Genomic DNA, 18,160 nt, shown 5'->3' with positions numbered 1-18,160 from the left:
ACCTCCCCCGGGATTGTACACGGTGGAAGTTGGACAAGCGACGGTTTGGGTGTGAAAGGGAGAAGGGGGCCAGATGAAGATGAAAGCAAAGTAGCCATCGATTTCGCTCCCCTGCGGGACTTCTTTTCATCCGGCGAAGGATGCGATAAAGTATAATAGAGGATTGAAGTCAGACCATTCCCAAAAATGCAGAAGGAGTTGCCGATATTGCCTGTGATTCAACTTCAACATATCAATTGGTCACGACCGGAAAAAGAAATCTTAAAGGGGATCGATTGGAGGGTTCGTAAAGGGGAGCACTGGGTCGTGCTCGGCCCCAACGGAGCCGGTAAAAGCGCCTTGTTAAACATCATTTGCGGCCACCAATGGCCCACTTCGGGAACCGTCGAGGTGTTGGGCCACACCTACGGGAACGTCGATCTTCGCCAACTGCGCCGATCGATCGGCTACATCAGTGCCTCCCTGTTGGAGAAGTTTGCCCGTTTTCATCAACAGGAACAGGCCTTGGACGTGGTGCTGAGCGGGTTTCACTCCAGCATCGGACTGTATGACCGTGTTGGAAAAGAAGAGCGAGAGCGGGCCATTCACCTTTTGGAACAGTTTGGTTGCCGTTCTCTTGTGGATCGTCCCTTTATGCAGCTGTCCCAAGGAGAGAAACAGCGGGTGTTTTTGGCCCGAGCCTGGATGGCTCAACCCCAGCTGCTCATCCTGGATGAACCGTGCTCTGGTTTGGATCTCCCGGCGCGGGAATCTTTCCTCCGTTCCCTGGAGCAGTTGGCCCAGTCGGAAACAGCGCCGACCCTGCTCTATACCACCCACCATGTGGAGGAGATTATCCCCGCCGTCACCCATGTGGCCCTTTTCCGCGATGGGCAGATGACGCATCAAGGGACCAAGCAGCAAGCCCTGACCGACGAAACTCTGCGGGATCTTTTTGACATCGATCTTCGTCTGGCCTGGGAAGGGGATCGGCCGTGGATCGTACCTGGTGCCTTGGTGTGAGGGTCTGTTAACAGCCGAACCTATCGAAGATGGGTTCGGCTTTATATATTGCAAATACAGAGTATGATGCGTCCGCTTTTAGCCTGGTTTTAAGAAGTGGTAGTTTTCTTTCATCAGATTTCTTTGAAGGGGGTACCGATCTGCAGATGAACATCATGCAGGCAGTCCGATCATGAGGGTCGGTAAACATCTGGGGGAGTCTGATGATACATTCCGGAATGGAGAAACACTGTATCGATCGAAAGTTACAATTGGTAAATAGCCAAGCGAGTCGTCTCTCCTGTCAAAGTGAGTACACATTCCTCTAAACACAGGCAAACCTTCGTTCTTCATCGCGGATAAATCCTACGGATCGAATGGAAGGAAAAAACATTTAAACCCGGCTCATGTTCTTTTTCCTTCTCTTCAGCAAACACGGGTCTCCCTTTCTTATTCGAACAGCTTTTTACAGGGAAGAAGAGAGCTCCCTACTGGTGGGGATATCGAGGCCCATGACGGGGTCAATCGCCGTATAATAGAAACAACTGCTGTTAAAGAAGGAAGAAGGATACGGGACAAGAGTTGAGAAAAGATATAAGTGTGGGGGTGAAGGAAAAATGTGGTTGGCCGGAGGGGAGAACCGGTTGTACGGACCAGAAGATCGAGAGCGTCGATTTGGCGGGGGAGCTCGGTCTGGCCGGGATCTTAGGGATCCTTTTGAGCGAGACTACGGACGGATCATCCACAGTGCGGCGTTCCGTCGTCTCCAGGCAAAGAAGCAGGTGATCGGGACCGATGCGGGGGATTTTCACCGGACGCGGCTCACTCATTCCATGGAGGTGGCGCAGATCGCCCGGGGGATCACCCTCTCCCTTAACCGGCGGTCGCCTCTGCTTCAGGCAGGGGAAAAGATTGACGTCTCCCTGGTGGAAGCCGCCGCTCTCGCTCACGATCTGGGTCATCCCCCCTTCGGTCATGAAGGGGAACGGGCTCTGCATCAGTGCATGCTCCCTTATGGCGGGTTTGAAGGGAACGCACAAACCTTTCGCATCCTCACCCGGTTGGAAGGAAAAAAGGGAGAAGGGCTCAACCTGACCCGCGGATTGCTGCTGTCGGTGATGAAGTATCCGATCCCGATGGAGGAAGCGATGGGGGAGATCAAGGGCTTGACCGGAGATAATCGCCCCCCTAAAGCTAGTGTCTACGCCTCGGACAGACCGGCTTGGGAGTGGCTGTTGGCTTCTTTGAGCCAGAGGGAGCGGGCGTTTTATACGGAAACAGGGCGGGAACCATCTTCCCCCTTTCACCAGACCCGACGCATGTCCCTGGAGTGCTCGCTGATCGATTTGGCCGACGATATCGCCTATGCTACTCACGATCTGGAGGACGCGGTCAATTTTCGGTTGGTGGAGGTGGAGGAGCTGGCGGAGGTTTTGATAAATGCAGCGGCTGAAAATCCCTTCTGTGAGGAATTGGGCCAGGCTGCCCACCTCTCCCGAAGCCTTCATCTCCGGCAGGAGGATTTTAAGCATCATTTGAAACAGGTGTTCGCCAATCTCATTTCCGCCTTTGTCCATGCTGTCGAGCTGAAGAAGGAGGGGGAATCGAAGTTTTCGCCACGACTTCGCTACCGGGCTCTGTTGCCGGAGGGGCTGAGGGAGCTGAACCGCCAGTTAAAGAAAGTGGTGGAGCGCCGGGTGATCCATTCCCCTGATGTTCAGGCCTTAGCCTTTAAAGGGGATCGGATCGTGCGGCGCTTGTTTGAAGCCTTGATGGATGAAGAAAAGCTGCTGCCGGAGAACGACAGGAAGCAGTTGGAACAGCATCCTGAAGACCGGGCCCGGGTGGTATGTGATTATCTGGCGGGGATGACCGATCCCTACGCTGTTCGGATGTTTGAGCGGTTGTACGGGTCCGGACGGACTCTGTTTTAATAGGGAGTTCCTCTCTGTTGCAAACTGAAGGCACAATCAGTTTGCATAAGGGAGGAATGGCTGTGAACAACCGGCGAAGCAATGGATTCGTGTTTTTGCTGCTCCTGGTTTGGGTCGGCTTTGCAGCAGAGGCGACGGCGGAAGTGCCGACGTTTACCGTCACCGGCACCATGCAGTTTCACCCGCTCCAGGGGGGATGCTGGCTGCTGGTGGATGAGCAGGGGATCTGGTATGAGTTGGTCGGGGAGGCTCGCTTGCTACAGCCCCTGATGAAGGAAGGGTTGCGGGTGACGGTAGAGGTCCGGGAGGATTCCCAATTGGTAGGGAAATGCATGGCCGGACGAATGGTCCAGTTGGTTCGAGTGATTCAGGCTAGGTCGCCGTCAGGATCGCATTATTAGGATTATGGTGTTCAGCATAAAAATCTCAGAAAGAATTAGAGAAAAATTTGAGAAATCGGAGGTTGAAACCGAATGGATATGAAAGCGTTGTCATTTTCCAGCCGACTGATGCATGGAACGGATAAACCCTGTCCCACGACGGGCTCTCTGATCCCGCCCCTCTATCAGACATCCACCTTTGTCTTCGACAACATGGAACAGGGGGGGCATCGATTTGCCGGAAAAGAAGAGGGATACATCTATTCGCGATTGGGCAACCCGACCTTGGCTGAACTAGAGGCTAAAATGGCTGATCTGGAAGGGGCCGAGGCCGCAGTAGCTTTCTCCTCCGGAATGGCCGCAGTCTCAGGAGTTTTGCTACACCTTCTCAAAAGCGGAGATCATGTGGTCGCATCTGATGGAATTTACGGATGTACCTTTGGGTTATTAGACATGTTGGAAGAAAAATTTCAGGTGAAGACCACCTATGCGGACCTGACCCGGCTGGAAGCTCTGGAAGGGGCGCTCCGTTCTGAAACCAGGGTCATCTATTTGGAAACCCCGGTCAACCCGACCATGAACTTGATCGATCTGAAAGCGGTCAGCAAGATGGCCCGCCAGAAGGGAATCAAGGTGGTTGTGGACAATACTTTTGCCACTCCTTACCTACAGCGTCCGCTAGAGCTGGGGGCTGATTTGGTCATTCACAGCGCCACCAAATATCTAGGCGGTCACGGAGATCTGATTGCCGGAGTGGCCGTAGGCGGAAAAGAGGAGATGGAGGCGGTGCGCCTGACCACCTTGAAGGATGTAGGCGGGATGTTGTCCCCCTTTGACGCCTGGCTGCTCTTGCGAGGGATCCGGACGTTAGCGGTGCGGATGGACCGCCATGTGATCAACGCGAAGAAGATCGCTCGCTTCCTGGAAGATCATCCAGCGGTACATCAGGTGCTCTATCCGGGATTGGAAAGCCATCCTCAGCATCAGTTGGCCAAAACACAAATGGCTGCACCGGGGGGGATGATCAGTTTCCGAGTGGCAGGAGGCCGTGCAGGGGCCCGCTCTTTTCTCGATGGGGTTCGTCTGTGCCGGTTGACGGTTAGTCTCGGAGAAGTATGCACACTTGTGCAACATCCCGCCTCGATGACCCATTCCGTCATTCCTGAAGATGCCCGGCAGCGGATGGGGATCACGGAAGATCTGATTCGCATCTCCGTCGGTCTGGAAGAACCGGAGGATATCATCGCTGATCTGACCAGCGCCCTCGATCCGATCGGGGGAAGCGGCAAAGCCCCGTTGACCGACAGGGACAGCCGGTTGGCTTGAAGCGGCTAACGCGCCAATGATATATTGGAACTATCTTAAAAAAGCGAAGGTTCCCTATGCTTCTATAAGAAAGATATTTTTTAGACCTGTGTCAGCTCAGGTTTCTGCCGGGAGACCGCAATTATTGAGCAGCCCGTCCACAAATTTGCAAATGATGTGTACGGTGTCTCTGGATGGAAAGTGTAGGAGGGTTTACGGTTGAAAATTTCTTTGGTGCAAATGGATATCGTCTTGGGTCGGCCGGAAGAGAATCAAAATCGAGTGGCCGATCATCTGGATTGCACAATGGCTCAGGAATCACCGGACATTGTCGTTCTCCCGGAGATGTGGAATACCGGGTATGATCTCTCCCGCTTGGAAGAAATCGCTGATCGGGGGAAGCTTCCCGCTTGGCTGGCGGAACTAGCTGAAAAATACCGTGTGACGTTGGTGGCGGGATCGATCGCGGAAAAACGGGATGATGGATTCTATAACACGTCTTACGTTTTCTCTCCTGAAGGGAAAGAGTTGTCTGCTTATAGCAAGGTCCACCTGTTCCGGCTGATGGAGGAGGAAAAATATCTCCAGCCGGGGAAGCGCCGCGCTCCCCTGTTTTCTGTGGGAAGTGCCCAGGCCGGATCGATGATTTGTTATGACCTGCGCTTTCCGGAACTGACTCGAGCTATGGCCCTGGAGGGGGCACAGTTGCTTTTTGTTCCAGCCGAGTGGCCCCATCCCCGTCTGAACCACTGGCGGCTGTTAAATCAGGCTCGAGCGGTGGAAAACCAGATGATCGTCATCGCCGTCAATCGTGTCGGCAGCGACAAGAATAACACCTTCTGCGGCCACTCCATGGTGGTGGATCCCTGGGGAGAAATCTTGGGGGAAACCGGTGAGGAGGAAACAGTGCTCACGGTGGAAGTGGATCCGGAGGAAGTGGACCGGGTGCGAAACAAGATTCCCGTCTTCGAAGACCGGGTACCCAGCTGCTATCGCTGAAATGATAAACTCCCCGATACGGGGAGTTTTTTCGTGAAAGAAGTTGGAGAGAAAAGATTAGGACCTTTTTTTTCGGGAGGGGCGGACAGATGTCGGTTGTTGTGGGTTTTTACCGGTGGAGTCCAACTCTGTAACCAGGGGTTCCCGCTCGATATCGAGCACATCTTGCCATTCAATCTCCGTCTCTTCTTCTTCTGGCTTTACAATGATCCGATCCACTTCGACGGTATGTACCTCTTTGCGGATATGGAGGGATTTGAGTACGAAATACTTCTCCAGCACCTGTCGCAGATCCCGGTGAAAGGATTCCTTATCCATTCCGTCCTGTTCCCGTGCGACCTCAATCTGGATGTCCAGTTTACGCATGTTGTCTCCTCCCTGTAGGCTACCTCTCATTCTTGATCCTATATAAAAAAGAAAGGGTCTTATCGTGCCTCACGATAAAACGCGATGCACAACCCGAGTTTGGGAAGATCAGAAGGAGCATGCCAGTTTTGGCCTTATTTTAATAGTAAGTCAAGAATGGGGGGATCGACAAGCGGTTCCTATTAGAAAAGCCCGTCTCTCTATTTTTGAGAGGCGGGCTTCCTTTATCAGATGTTTTTCAGGTTTTTCAGCGGCATCGGTGGCGAGATGCGCGCGGTCAGCTTGGACACAACATAAATAGTGATCAGGCTAGAGACCATGGCCAAGGTTCGGAAGGGGAAGAGTACGACTCCGTCTTCCACCATCGGATAAGGGATCCATTGAGGAATTCCCATCGCCGGTTCCCCGCCGCCAAAGCGCAGGATGAAGGCGACGATCAAGCCGGCGATCGCACCGTAGCGGTTGGCGCCTTTGAAAAAGAGGGCCATCGTCAACTGCGGGAATAGGATACAGTATACAAAATCGCTGCTCAAATACCACAATTCGTACACACTTTTCACGTTGAGGGCGATCAGGGTGGCAGCAACACCGACGATGATGATAGAGCGCTTGATAATCTTCTGCAGTTGTTCACCGGTCGCCTTCGGTTTGATTAACGGACGGTACACGTTCCATGATGCCAGTGAAGAGGCGGACAGAATGGAGGAGTCCACCGAAGACATCACCGCAGCGGCCAGGGCACCCAGTCCCAATGCAGCCAGCCACTCCGGTGTCATATAACGAAGGACATAGGGCAGAATCATGGAAGCGTTCTTCGGTTCCTGCAGTCCCAGTGCCGACCAGTCGGCGGTATAACCGATCGCTCCGATCAGGACGGCGGGAACGGCGGCGACCAGCGCCCACCCACCGGCGATAATGGAAAACCACATGGCGGAACGTTCACTGCTGGAGGAGAGAACGCGTTGAAAGTAAACCTGCCACGGGATACCGCCGAAAATAAGCAGCAGTGCGCAATCCCACCAGTTCCAGAAATAAGGTCCCCAGTCGGGATCCTTCCAACCGTCCAGAGGAGGGAAGAGCTGGGCGTAGTTGCTGCCCATCTTCTCCATGCCGGAGACGTATTCGGTCCAGGTGATGGAGAGTCCGCCGGTCTGCCCAAGGGCATAGGGCACGATCAGATACAACCCGATAATGATAATTGCGAACTGAAGCACATCGGTGAGTGCGACGGACCAAAGTCCACCTACCACCGTATAAGCGATGGCGATCGCGGCGGAAAGAATAATCGATGTGGTGAAGTCCAGCCCGAGGATCGTACCGAAAGTGGTTCCCAAAGCAGTCAGAATAGCGCCACTCCAAAAAATTTCACCGGCGAGAGCGGGGATGAACAAAATTCCCGTCAGTCGCTTTCCAAAGCGGGCTTCCAGGGGATCCAACATGGTGGTAAACCGATAGCGGCGCATTTTACGGGCGTAAAAAACGCCGCCGATGATCAAGCTTAAGGCGTATCCCCAAGGGGCTTGGGCCCATACCAGGCCGTCGGCGTAGGTGGCTTCCGCCGTTCCGTTGATATAGCCGCCCCCGACCCAGGTGGCAGCCATGGTAAACATAGAGACCCATATCGGCATGCTGCGGCCGGCCAGCATCATATCTTTCAGATCGTTGCTTTTCTTCCCTCCGGTAACGGCGCCGATATAGTAGACGAGAGCGTAGAAAAAGAGAAGAAAGAGAACGCCTCCCCATTGGATCTCTCGTCCGGTATAAGCGCCGTAGACAGCGATGAAAGTCACAGCGAGAAAGAAACCGATCATCCCTAGCTTGCCGGGGGTCCAGAAGGATTTTCGCTTAATCTCAACATCCATGAGTCTGCATCATCTCCTTCATGTGATATCAGGATTTGTCCGACTCCTCGGGAATCGGCACATGATCGAAAATTTCGCCGGATTCAAAAGCAGAGACCAAATGCTCCAGCCAGCTGTAATAACGCTTAGCGTTTTGCAATTTTTCCAGATCCCTTTTGACAGTTTCCTTTTCATCTGGGGTCACATCCGGGTCATCTAAGAGGTTTTTTAGCTTTCTCTCGGTTTTTCGCAGTGTTTTTTGGTTGAGTTCAATCTCTTTCTCCCATAGCTGGGCAAAAAACTCCACGAAGGATCGAAACTGGTCATGTTCCGCTTCATACAGGTCCTTACGGACCCCTTTTTTCCATTTTTTGTGTACCAGTTTGAGCTGGGAAAGCGCACGTACGCCTGTGCTCATACTGGTTTTGCTCATACCGGTTAAACTTCTCATCTCATCCAGGGTGATCGGTTGGTCATGGAAAAACATGATACCGAACAATCTCCCCATGGATGGGCTCAAACCATACATTTCCATCGTTTCGGCCAGGGATTCGATATAATCCTGGCGGGCTTGTTCAATTTTTTCCGAGGATTGCATAAGCACGCACCCCAATCCGTTAAAGATACCCTCTTAGTATGACCCAAAAAGACCGGGCGGAAAATTCGGTTTGTACAGTTTTAACCGTACATACGTTTCACATCGTAACACAGGTGAAGATAAAGTCAAACTTCCGCAGGCTGGGAGGTGTGAATAAAAAACGGTTGCCATAAAAAACAGACAATGTTAATCTTGCAGATGAAACAGTTCGTACAGAAAAAACTGTACAAATGGAGTGAGTGGACTTTGGAATCAAAACAGATGTATATCAACGGGAAATGGGTTCCGGCCCAATCCGGTAACATAAGGGAGATCATTAACCCTTATAATCGGGAAGTTGTAGCCATTGTCCCTGAGGCGGACCGGGAAGACGTGAGGTACGCCATTCGATCCGCCCGGAAGGCCTTCGACCGTGGGGAATGGCCCCATACGCCCGCTGCCGACCGTGGCAAAAAGCTGTTTCAAGTAGCGGAGCGGATTGATCAAAACAATGAAGAGTTGGCCCGTCTGGAAAGCCTGGATACAGGCAAAACGCTAGTGGAAAGCCGGGCCGACATGGAGGATATTGCCAATGTGTTCCGGTACTTCGCCGGACTGGCAGATAAAGATGGCGGAGAAGCGGTGGAGCCCCCCATACCCGATGCCGTCAGTAAGGTGGTTCGGGAGCCGGTTGGGGTCTGTGGGATGATTACACCTTGGAACTACCCCTTGCTCCAGGCCGCTTGGAAGCTGGCGCCGGCATTGGCAGCCGGTTGCACCATGGTCCTGAAGCCGAGTGAAATCACACCGCTGACCTCCCTTAAAATTGCGGAACTGATGGATGAGGTCGGTTTCCCGGACGGGGTGGTCAATGTTGTGACCGGTCCCGGGGCCTCGGTGGGAGCGGAGTTGTCCGAGTCCGATCAGGTGGACTTGATCTCCTTTACCGGTGGGATTGAAACCGGGAAGACGATTATGCGTGCAGCCGCCAACAACGTAAAAAAGATCGCTCTGGAGTTGGGGGGAAAGAACCCCAATGTGATTTTTGCCGACAGCGACTTTGAGACGACGGTGGATTACGCGCTGAACGCCGTGTACTTCCATGCTGGACAAGTCTGCTCCGCAGGCGCTCGCCTGATCGTGGAAGAAAGCTTGCACGATCAGCTGGTGGAAGAGCTGGTGAAGCGGGTGAAAAGGATCAAACTGGGTAATGGCTTTGATGCGTCCACCCAGATGGGTCCGCTTATCTCCGAAGAGCATCGGGCCAAGGTGGAGAAATATATCGAGATCGGGAAGAAGGAAGGGGCTCGTTTGCTGATCGGTGGTAAACGTCCGGAAGGTCCCGAGTTTGAAAAAGGATTCTTTGTGGAGCCGACGATCTTTGACGGTTGCGATGCGAGCATGCGCATCGTGCAGGAGGAAACCTTCGGTCCCATCCTGACTATCGAAACCTTCCGGACCGAGGAAGAAGCGGTTTGCTTGGCCAATGACTCCATTTACGGCCTGGCGGGAGCGATATGGACCCAAGACCTGAGCCGGGCGGAGCGGGTCAGTCGCCAATTGCGGATGGGAACGGTCTGGATCAACGATTTCCACCCTTATTTCCCGCAGGCTCCCTGGGGTGGCTACAAGCAATCGGGGATCGGCCGGGAATTGGGCAAAACCGGGCTGGAAGAATACACCGAGCAGAAACACATTTTCCACAATCTGAATCCGCAACCGATGAACTGGTTTAAGTAAATCTTTTGAAGGAGTGATGCAGGGATGATGCGTTTCGAACAGATGATGGATCTGACCCAATTTGTGATGCCGACCAAGGTGGTTTCCGGGATCGGTGCCTCGAAACAGGTGGCCGATGAAATCCGGGAACTGGGTGTGACCAAAGCAATGATCGTGACCGATAAGGGTATCTATACCTCTGGTATTATCGATCCCATCGAAAAATCGCTGCGGGATGCAGGTATGGATGTTCATATCTTTAACGAAATTGAAGGGGAACCGGATACGGAGCTGGTAGCCAAAGGGAGTCGCATCTTTAAGGAGCAAGGCTGTGACGGCCTCGTTGCCATCGGCGGGGGCAGCTCCATGGATACCGCCAAAGCGATCGGGGTGGAAGCGGTTCATCCGGAGCCGCTGATCACCTACGAAGCTTCGGACGACGGCAAGCCTTTGGAAAAACGGATCCCGCCCTTGACCACGATTCCCACCACCGCCGGGACCGGCTCTGAAGTGACCCAATGGGCAGTGATTAAAGATCCGGTTCGGGAAATCAAATTTAACGTCGGCGGACCGCTGATCCCGGCTCACCTGGCTATTATCGACCCGGAGCTGCACCTGTCGATGCCGGCCCACATCACTGCCGCCACCGGGGTGGATGCCATTTCCCACGCTATCGAATGTTTCACCATGCATCAATCCCAACCGATCACCGATGCGGTGGCCCTCTTGGCGATTGAGTATGCGGCCAAGTATATCCGACGGGCCTACGCTAACGGAAACGACATCGAAGCCCGCTACGGTATGGCTCAGGCCGCCATGCTGGCTGGACTCTCCTATGGCAGTGATTCTGCGGGCGCTGCTCACGCGATGGCCCAGACCTTAGGTGGGATGGTGCCGGTGATGCACGGTCAGTGTGTCTCCGCCATGCTGCCGGCTGTGATGGAGTACAACTGGATGGGGGCTCCGGAAAAATTTGCCCGGATCGCACAAGCGTTAGGTGTCAACGTGGAAGGTTTGTCCACTGAGGAAGCGGCCAAGGCGTCCGTACGGGAAGTGGAAAACCTGGTACGTGAACTGAACATTCCCACTTTGCGGGAACAAGGGGTCAACCCGGATGAGATTGATCGCTACGCCCAGGCAGCCTTCGACGATCCGCAAACCTTCGGTAACCCCCGCATCATCAAAAGCCCCGAAGAATACAAATGGATCTATCGTCGTTGCCTCGGTTTAGAAGAATCCACTCTGGACTAACAGCCTACCACAAACGGACCGTAGCCCACGGTCCGTTTGTTTGTTTTACAGCAGGAAGCGATGACCTGGTGTATCATATTCGTGGTCGAACTTACCAGACTGTTCCCACTACCATACAAGTATGCTAGTATGTTATTGTAAAAGCAGGTGAGGTGAAAGCCTTTGCAAGCTGGATGGAAAGCGCATATAAGTACGCGGGACTCGGTGTATCAACGGTTGTATGAGGAGATCCTCCAATTGAAGCTGGAACCGGGTCAATTGATTTCGGAGAAGGAGATCTCGGAGCGAATGGAGGTAAGCCGGACGCCGGTACGCGAGGCTTTTCAGCAACTGGCTCGGGAAGAGTTGCTGGAGATTTATCCGCAAAAGGGCACGCGAGTCTCTTTGATTGATCTCTCCCTGGTGGAGGAAGCTCGATTTATGCGGGAACATTTGGAGACTGCGGTGGTAAAACTCGCTTGTAAGTCGTTTCCGGAAGAAAAATTGATGGAGTTGGATTGGAATCTCAACATGCAGTCGCTTTATCGACAGAAGAGGGATGAACGGCAGATTTTTTCCTTGGATGAACAATTTCACCAGACGATTTTTTCCGGTTGTGGAAAGTCACGGGTGTGGGCGGCTATTCAGCAGATGAATATGGATTTTAAGCGGGTTCGTGTCTTGCGCCTGGTGGCGGACTACAATTGGGATGACATTGTTGAACAGCACCGCGATCTTGTAACCTGTATAAAAAAACGAGATGCGGCTGCGGCAGAAGCCAAGATGCATGAACACCTGACACGCGTTGTGATCGATAAGGAAAAATTGACTCAACAGTTTCCAAGCTATTTTAAGGTTTCTAAAAGAAGTCCTCAGTAACAGCCAATAGGAAGGGAAGTTTGTACAACATGGCAGAACAACGGGTGGCACATGAACGATTAAAGGCCTTGGTTATCCATCGCTTGCAAGGAGTAGGCGTGCAGGAGAAGCATGCTGAGGTTGTGGCAGATGTACTGGTGCATGCCGATTTGAGAGGGGTCAGCTCCCACGGGGTGCTGAGAACTGAGCATTATTGCAAACGCTTTCGGTCCGGTGGCTTCAATCCCGATCCTCGTTTTTCCCTAGAAAAAACAGGGCCTTCTTCGGCTATTTTTGATGGAGATGACGGAATCGGTCATGTGGTGGCCAAGGAGGCGATGGAGGCGGCGATCGGAATTGCTGAACAGAGCGGGATCGGGATGGTCGGAGTGAAAAACAGCAGCCATTGCGGAGCATTGTCCTACTTCGTGCAGCAGGCGGCGGAACAGCAGATGATCGGGATCGCGATGACCCATACCGATCAAGCGGTGGTTCCCTTTGGAGGGGCGCGGTCGTTTTTTGGGACCAACCCGCTTGCCTTTGGTGTGCCGGCATTTCGCCATCCACCGATCATTCTGGATATGGCGACGAGTCAGGCCGCTTTGGGCAAAGTATTGCACGCCCGGGAACAAGGGGAACGAATTCCGTCGGATTGGGGGGTGGACAGACAAGGGAGGCCGGTGACGGATCCCCACCGGGTGTCGGCCTTGCTCCCCTTTGCCGGTCCAAAGGGCTACGGTTTGGCCATGATGGTTGATGTCTTGTCCGGAATTTTGACCGGATCTACCTTCGGCCCGCATATTACAGCGATGTACGGTGATTACGAGGAAAAACGGAAACTGGGTCATTTTTTCTGTGTAATTGATCCCGCCATTTTCACCGAGAAAGGGGCGTTTAGACAACAGGTGGATCATATGATCGACGAAATTCATCAAACCCTGCCGGCTGAAGGGGTTGAACAGGTACTGGTTCCCGGGGAGCCGGAGCAACTCAAACAGAGAGTGCGGTTGAAAGAGGGGATCCCGGTGCCCAATTCCGTGTTTCAATTTTTGAACCATTCGGACCCGATCCTGTAACGGAGGTGCGCAAGATGAAAAGGATCACTGCGGTATTACTCGCCATGTTGCTGTTGGTGACCGCTTGTATCAGCAGCGCGTCGCCTGGGCCACAAAAGGGTGAAAAGATCGAGTGGAAATTTGCCCATATTTCCGATCAGAATCATATTTGGCATAAAACGGCCGTGAAATTTGCCGAGTTGGTGGAGAAGAAGAGCGACGGGCAGATTGAAGTCTCGATTTATCCCAACAGTCAGCTGGGCGGCGAAGTAGACACGATCAACAGCATCAAAACCGGAGCCGTCGATTTAACCATTTCCGGAGAAACCATGCAAAATTGGGCTCCAAAAGCGGCTCTGTTGGCGGTACCCTATGCTTTTCGCAACCAGGAACACATGCGCCAAGTGATCGAGGGGGAGATCGGGAAAGAGATTGAACGGGAGATTGAGAATAAGGTGGGAGTGACGCCGCTGTTTTACATGGAGCGAGCCCCGCGGAATTTAACATCCAATCGCCCGATCCACAGGCCAAAGGATTTGCACGGATTTAAGATGCGAGTGCCTAATGTGCCGCTGTTTATGGAAACGTGGGAGGCGGCGGGAGCCAAACCTTCCGTGATGGATCTCAGCGAGGTGTTTACCGGGTTGCAACAGGGCGTGATCCACGGCCAGGAAAACCCCTCTGACCTGATTTACAGCAACGGTTTTTACGAAGTGCAGAAATATGTCAATGAGACGGAACATGTCTTTTCCTGGATCTATGTGGTGATCGGAAATGAACAGCTGGCGGCACTCCCTGATGAACAGCGGACAGCGGTGATGGAAGCCGCGCAAGAAGCGCAACAATACAGCAATCAGCTGTTGGAAACCGAAACGAAACAGGTGATCGCCCAACTAAAAGCGGAAGGGATGATCATCAACGACGACGTGGATCAAAAAGCCTTTCAAAAGGCAATGATCCCGGCGATCAAAAATAGTTTGACCCCAGAGCAGTACGAGCTTTATCAACGGATCTTACAGGTTCGATAACAGGAGGGACGAAAATGAAAGCGGTAAAAGTGCTTGATCGCATATTGGAAATCGCCACGTCGGTAGCTTTCACCGGATTGATCGCTGTGGTTTGCATCCAGATCATGAGCCGTTATCTCCCTTATACTGCCGTTTGGACCGAAGAACTTTCCCGTTATCTCTTTATTTATGCGATCGCCTTTGCAGCCCCCTTGGGGATTCGTAGGCAAGAATTTATCCATGTGGATTTGATTTTTTCTCTGTTTTCAGATGAGACAAAAAAGAAGTATGAAGGTGTGATTTATGGTGGTGTGGCCCTGTTTAGTGCCGTCGTCCTGATCCACAGTTGGTCCTTTATTCAGTTGGGGATCGGTTTTTCGTCGACAACGCTGGCTGTGGATATGTCTCTGTTCTACGCCAGCATCGGCATTATGTTTTTTTTCCTGACCATCTACAGCCTGTTGCACATGATCGACTGCATCCAAGCCAACCGGCAGGGAAGTGATAACAGATGATGGCCTTGTTTCTTTTTCTCACTTTTTTGGCACTCATTTTTCTGGGGGTGCCGATTGCCTTCAGTCTGGGGATCTCCTCCTTATTGTACCTGGTAGTGGCCGATACCCCCTTAAGTATTGTTCCGCAGAAGATGTTTTCCGGGATCAACTCCTTTGTACTAGTTTCCATTCCTGCCTTTATCTTGGCGGGTAACCTGATGAATGCTGGCGGGATTACCAATCGGATCATCCGGTTTACCAATGACGTTATCGGCCATATCCGGGGCGGGCTGGGATTGGCCAGCGTCGGTTCATCCATGGGATTTGCGGGGATCTCGGGAACGGCTCTTGCCGATACGGCCAGTCTGGGTTCTGTTTTAATCCCGGCGATGAAGAAGGAAGGGTACAGCGCTCCTTTTTCGGCGGCTGTTACTTCCTCATCCTCCACTTTGGGGCCGATCATTCCGCCATCATTGCCGATGATCATTGTCGGAACCCTGGCCGGGGTTTCTATCGGGGACCTGTTTTTGGCCGGAATTATTCCCGGTGTGCTGTTAGGCGTGGGATTGATGATCGCCGTCTATATCATATCGGTCAAACGAAACTATCCAAAAGGGGAGCGACAAAGCCTCCCGACGATCGCCCGCTCCTTTTGGGGGGCTTTTTGGGCGCTGTTGATGACCGTGATCATTTTGTTCGGTATCTTGGGCGGATATTTTACGCCGACAGAAGCAGCAGTGATCGCTGTTCTGTATGCCTGGTTGATCGGTCGGTATGTCTATAGGGAGCTTCCCATGAAAGAGGTGCCCGCCATCATGATCCGTTCGATGGTGGGAACGGGTTCGATTATGGTGTTGGTCGGCTTTGCCAATCTCTTTGGGTGGATCCTCGTCAGTGAGCGAATTCCCCAGTGGATCGCCCAAGGAATCCTCGGTTTGACGGAAAATCCGATTCTGATCGTTTTGATCATCAATGTGTTGTTGCTGTTTGTCGGTATGTTTATGGAAACGATTGCGGCGCTGGTGATTTTGTTTCCGGTCTTATTGCCAGTGGCGGAAAGCATCGGGATGGATCCGGTCCACTTTGGGGTGATGATGGTGTTGAATCTGATCATCGGATTGTCCACCCCGCCTGTAGGCGTCTGTCTCTTTGTCGCATCCAGTATCGGCAAGGTGTCGATCGGAGAGACGACCCGCGCTTTGTTGCCCTTTTTGGCAGTCAGCCTCGTGGTCTTGCTGTTGGTCAGCTATGTGCCGGAACTGACGCTTTTTTTGCCCAGTCTATTTCAATAACAGGGGATGAAGGATGATGAGAGCATTCCAAGTGACTGAGCCGGGAACGATTCAACCGATCGAAAAAGAGATGCCTGCAATTCAGCGGGCGGATGAGGTCTTGATCCAGGTGAAAAGGGTCGGTATCTGCGGCTCCGACTTACACATCATTCACGGCAGCAATCCGATGGCTGTCTATCCGCGGGTGATCGGACATGAAGTGGCTGGTGTGGTGGAGGCTGTCGGCAGCGGGGTGACCGAGGTGTGTCTGGGGGATCGAGTGGTATTGGAGCCGATTTGCTCCTGTGGTGAATGTTATGCTTGCCGGATCGGACGAGCGAATGTCTGTGAAAAGCTGCAAGTATACGGCGTCCACCGGGACGGGGGTTGTCAGGAGTATATGGTGCTGCCCGTTCGCAATCTGCATCGCCTCACCGATCATGTGGACATTTCCGAAGCGGCGTTGGTCGAGCCTTTCACGATCGGAGCGCAAGCCAACTGGCGCGGCGGCGTACAAAAAGGGGATGTGGTTTTTATTATCGGGGCCGGCCCGACGGGGCTCTGTTGCCTCAACATCGCCAAAGCAAAAGGGGCTATCTGTATCATCTCCGACCTCAGCGAGGAGCGGCTGGCCTTTGCCCGCCAATGGGGGGCCGATCACACTATCCACGCGGCATCCGTCGACGTGTGTGCTGAAGTATTACGCCTTACTCAACAAATGGGTGCCAACATAGTGATCGATGCTGTCGGTTCGCCGACATTGGTGGAAGATGCGGTTCACGTGGCGTCGGTTGCTGGCCGGGTGGTCACCCTCGGTTTTAGTGAGCAGCCATCGCAACTAACCCAAGTAGATATGACAAAAAAGGAGCTGACCATTGCCGGATCCCGTTTGCAGACGGACCAATTCCCACAAGTGGTGCAATGGTTTAACGATGGGACCATCCAGCCCGGAGAGATGATCAGCCATCACTTTCCCATGGAGGAGATCCAATCGGCCGTCCGCCTGATCGAGAATGAGCCGAACCGTGTACGCAAAGTCCTTTTACATGTCAACGAGTGAGCGATGGAGGAATAAACGATGAAGATGACATTTCGGTGGTTTGGTGAATCAAATGATACTGTAAGCTTGGATCAGATCAGGCAAATCCCCGGAACCGAGGGGATTGTATGGGCTCTCCACGATCAACCGGCAGGTGCGGAGTGGCCGATGGATCAGATTCTGAAAGTTAAACGAGCAGCGGACCGTCACGGTCTTCATATCGATGTGGTGGAGAGCGTCAATGTTCATGAGGATATTAAGCTGGGACTGCCGACCAGAGAGACTTATATAGAAAATTATCAACGGACGATTGAAAAGTTGGCCCAAGTCGGTGTCAAGGTGATCTGCTACAACTTCATGCCGGTGTTTGATTGGACGCGCACCCAATTGGACAAAGAGTTGCCCGATGGGTCGACGGCCTTGTTTTATGAACGGGCGAAAGTGGAAGGGATGGATCCTGCAGCCCTCGTCGAAGAGATCGCCGGTGATCCCACTTTTACCATGCCTGGCTGGGAACCGGAGCGTCTACAAGATTTGATAAGCCTGTTACAGGCTTATCAAGGTGTGACCGCAGAGGACTTGTGGGCCCATCTGCAGTATTTCCTGGAAAAAATCATCCCGGTCGCGGAACGAAATGGGGTCCGAATGGCGATCCATCCAGATGATCCACCATGGTCTGTCTTCGGTCTGCCGCGCATCATCACTAATCAGGACAATATCCGTCGTCTGTTGCAGATAGTGGACAGCCCCTATAACGGAATCACCCTATGCAGCGGCTCCTTGGGGGCTGATCCGGACAACGATGTGGCGCAGATGGTGAGAGAGTTTGCGGACCGCATTCCCTTTGCTCATATTCGCAATGTGAAGATCTTTGAAAACGGCGATTTTGTGGAGACGTCCCACCGAGTCACAGACGGCTCCCTCGATATTTATGAGATCGTCAAAGCGTACCATGATATCGGCTATACCGGCTACGTCCGTCCTGATCATGGTCGGCATATCTGGAATGAATCTTGCCGGCCGGGTTACGGCCTGTACGACCGGGCTCTTGGCATCATGTACTTGTGGGGGATTTGGGACAGTTTGCAAAGAAGGGAGTAGGAG

General features: G+C 52.9%; 17 protein-coding genes. 14 read left to right on the top strand and 3 right to left on the bottom strand.

What is annotated here, in order from left to right:
- Positions 1-213 precede the first annotated feature (213 nt).
- From BLP91_RS03700 to BLP91_RS03680, 5 genes are all read left to right on the top strand, one after another.
- The gene (locus BLP91_RS03700) at positions 214-1,002 is read left to right on the top strand and encodes an ABC transporter ATP-binding protein (RefSeq protein WP_245662105.1); all 789 of its coding nucleotides are present in this window, start codon (positions 214-216) and stop codon (positions 1,000-1,002) included.
- A gap of 596 nt (positions 1,003-1,598) precedes the next feature.
- Positions 1,599-2,915, top strand: coding sequence for an anti-phage deoxyguanosine triphosphatase (locus tag BLP91_RS03695; protein ID WP_091566808.1), 1,317 nt, complete (start codon positions 1,599-1,601; stop codon positions 2,913-2,915).
- A gap of 62 nt (positions 2,916-2,977) precedes the next feature.
- Positions 2,978-3,316, top strand: coding sequence for a hypothetical protein (locus tag BLP91_RS03690; RefSeq protein WP_091566806.1), 339 nt, complete (start codon positions 2,978-2,980; stop codon positions 3,314-3,316).
- A gap of 72 nt (positions 3,317-3,388) precedes the next feature.
- The gene (gene megL / locus BLP91_RS03685; RefSeq protein ID WP_091566804.1) at positions 3,389-4,621 is read left to right on the top strand and encodes a methionine gamma-lyase; all 1,233 of its coding nucleotides are present in this window, start codon (positions 3,389-3,391) and stop codon (positions 4,619-4,621) included.
- Between the two features lie 198 nt (positions 4,622-4,819).
- Positions 4,820-5,599 (top strand): carbon-nitrogen family hydrolase, encoded by a 780-nt coding sequence (locus BLP91_RS03680; RefSeq protein WP_281220362.1) that lies wholly within the window; start codon positions 4,820-4,822, stop codon positions 5,597-5,599.
- 57 nt (positions 5,600-5,656) lie between these two features.
- On the opposite strand, the gene BLP91_RS03675 is transcribed toward BLP91_RS03680, so the two are convergent.
- The 3 genes from BLP91_RS03675 to cudC form a co-directional block, all read right to left on the bottom strand.
- Positions 5,657-5,965 (bottom strand): hypothetical protein, encoded by a 309-nt coding sequence (locus BLP91_RS03675; protein WP_091566802.1) that lies wholly within the window; start codon positions 5,963-5,965, stop codon positions 5,657-5,659.
- Positions 5,966-6,192: 227 nt separating this feature from the next.
- Positions 6,193-7,827, bottom strand: a complete 1,635-nt coding sequence (locus BLP91_RS03670; protein WP_091566800.1) for a high affinity choline transporter 1 — start codon at positions 7,825-7,827, stop codon at positions 6,193-6,195.
- A gap of 28 nt (positions 7,828-7,855) precedes the next feature.
- Positions 7,856-8,404 (bottom strand): choline uptake/conversion transcriptional regulator CudC, encoded by a 549-nt coding sequence (gene cudC / locus BLP91_RS03665; protein ID WP_091566797.1) that lies wholly within the window; start codon positions 8,402-8,404, stop codon positions 7,856-7,858.
- A gap of 261 nt (positions 8,405-8,665) precedes the next feature.
- Here cudC and betB point away from each other — a divergent pair, with 261 nt between their 5' ends.
- From betB to uxuA, 9 genes are all read left to right on the top strand, one after another.
- On the top strand, positions 8,666-10,123 hold the full coding sequence (betB, locus tag BLP91_RS03660; RefSeq protein WP_425412169.1) for a betaine-aldehyde dehydrogenase: 1,458 nt from the start codon (positions 8,666-8,668) through the stop codon (positions 10,121-10,123).
- 27 nt (positions 10,124-10,150) lie between these two features.
- A complete protein-coding gene (gene gbsB / locus BLP91_RS03655) occupies positions 10,151-11,353 on the top strand; it encodes a choline dehydrogenase (RefSeq protein ID WP_091567059.1) in 1,203 nt (400 codons plus the stop codon).
- A 162-nt stretch (positions 11,354-11,515) separates the two neighbouring features.
- Positions 11,516-12,211, top strand: a complete 696-nt coding sequence (locus BLP91_RS03650; protein WP_091566796.1) for a GntR family transcriptional regulator — start codon at positions 11,516-11,518, stop codon at positions 12,209-12,211.
- A gap of 29 nt (positions 12,212-12,240) precedes the next feature.
- Positions 12,241-13,266 (top strand): ureidoglycolate dehydrogenase, encoded by a 1,026-nt coding sequence (gene allD, locus BLP91_RS03645; RefSeq protein WP_091566794.1) that lies wholly within the window; start codon positions 12,241-12,243, stop codon positions 13,264-13,266.
- Between the two features lie 14 nt (positions 13,267-13,280).
- Positions 13,281-14,273, top strand: coding sequence for a TRAP transporter substrate-binding protein (locus BLP91_RS03640; RefSeq protein WP_091566792.1), 993 nt, complete (start codon positions 13,281-13,283; stop codon positions 14,271-14,273).
- 14 nt (positions 14,274-14,287) lie between these two features.
- Positions 14,288-14,767 carry a TRAP transporter small permease gene (locus BLP91_RS03635; protein ID WP_091566789.1) on the top strand — a complete coding sequence of 160 codons (480 nt, stop codon included), beginning with the start codon at positions 14,288-14,290 and terminating at the stop codon, positions 14,765-14,767.
- Complete coding sequence (locus BLP91_RS03630; RefSeq protein WP_091566787.1) at positions 14,764-16,038, top strand: TRAP transporter large permease; 1,275 nt, start codon at positions 14,764-14,766, stop codon at positions 16,036-16,038. The genes BLP91_RS03635 and BLP91_RS03630 overlap by 4 nt, the downstream gene beginning before the upstream one ends.
- Positions 16,039-16,054: 16 nt before the next feature.
- Positions 16,055-17,077: a zinc-binding alcohol dehydrogenase family protein gene (locus BLP91_RS03625; RefSeq protein ID WP_091567057.1), complete on the top strand. Its 1,023-nt coding sequence runs from the start codon at positions 16,055-16,057 to the stop codon at positions 17,075-17,077.
- 18 nt (positions 17,078-17,095) lie between these two features.
- A complete protein-coding gene (gene uxuA, locus BLP91_RS03620; RefSeq protein ID WP_091566785.1) occupies positions 17,096-18,157 on the top strand; it encodes a mannonate dehydratase in 1,062 nt (353 codons plus the stop codon).
- The last annotated feature ends 3 nt before the right edge of the window (positions 18,158-18,160 follow it).

This window comes from Melghirimyces thermohalophilus (assembly GCF_900102685.1).
GTDB lineage: Bacteria > Bacillota > Bacilli > Thermoactinomycetales > DSM-45169 > Melghirimyces > Melghirimyces thermohalophilus.
This window is presented reverse-complemented; position numbering and strand designations above follow the sequence as displayed.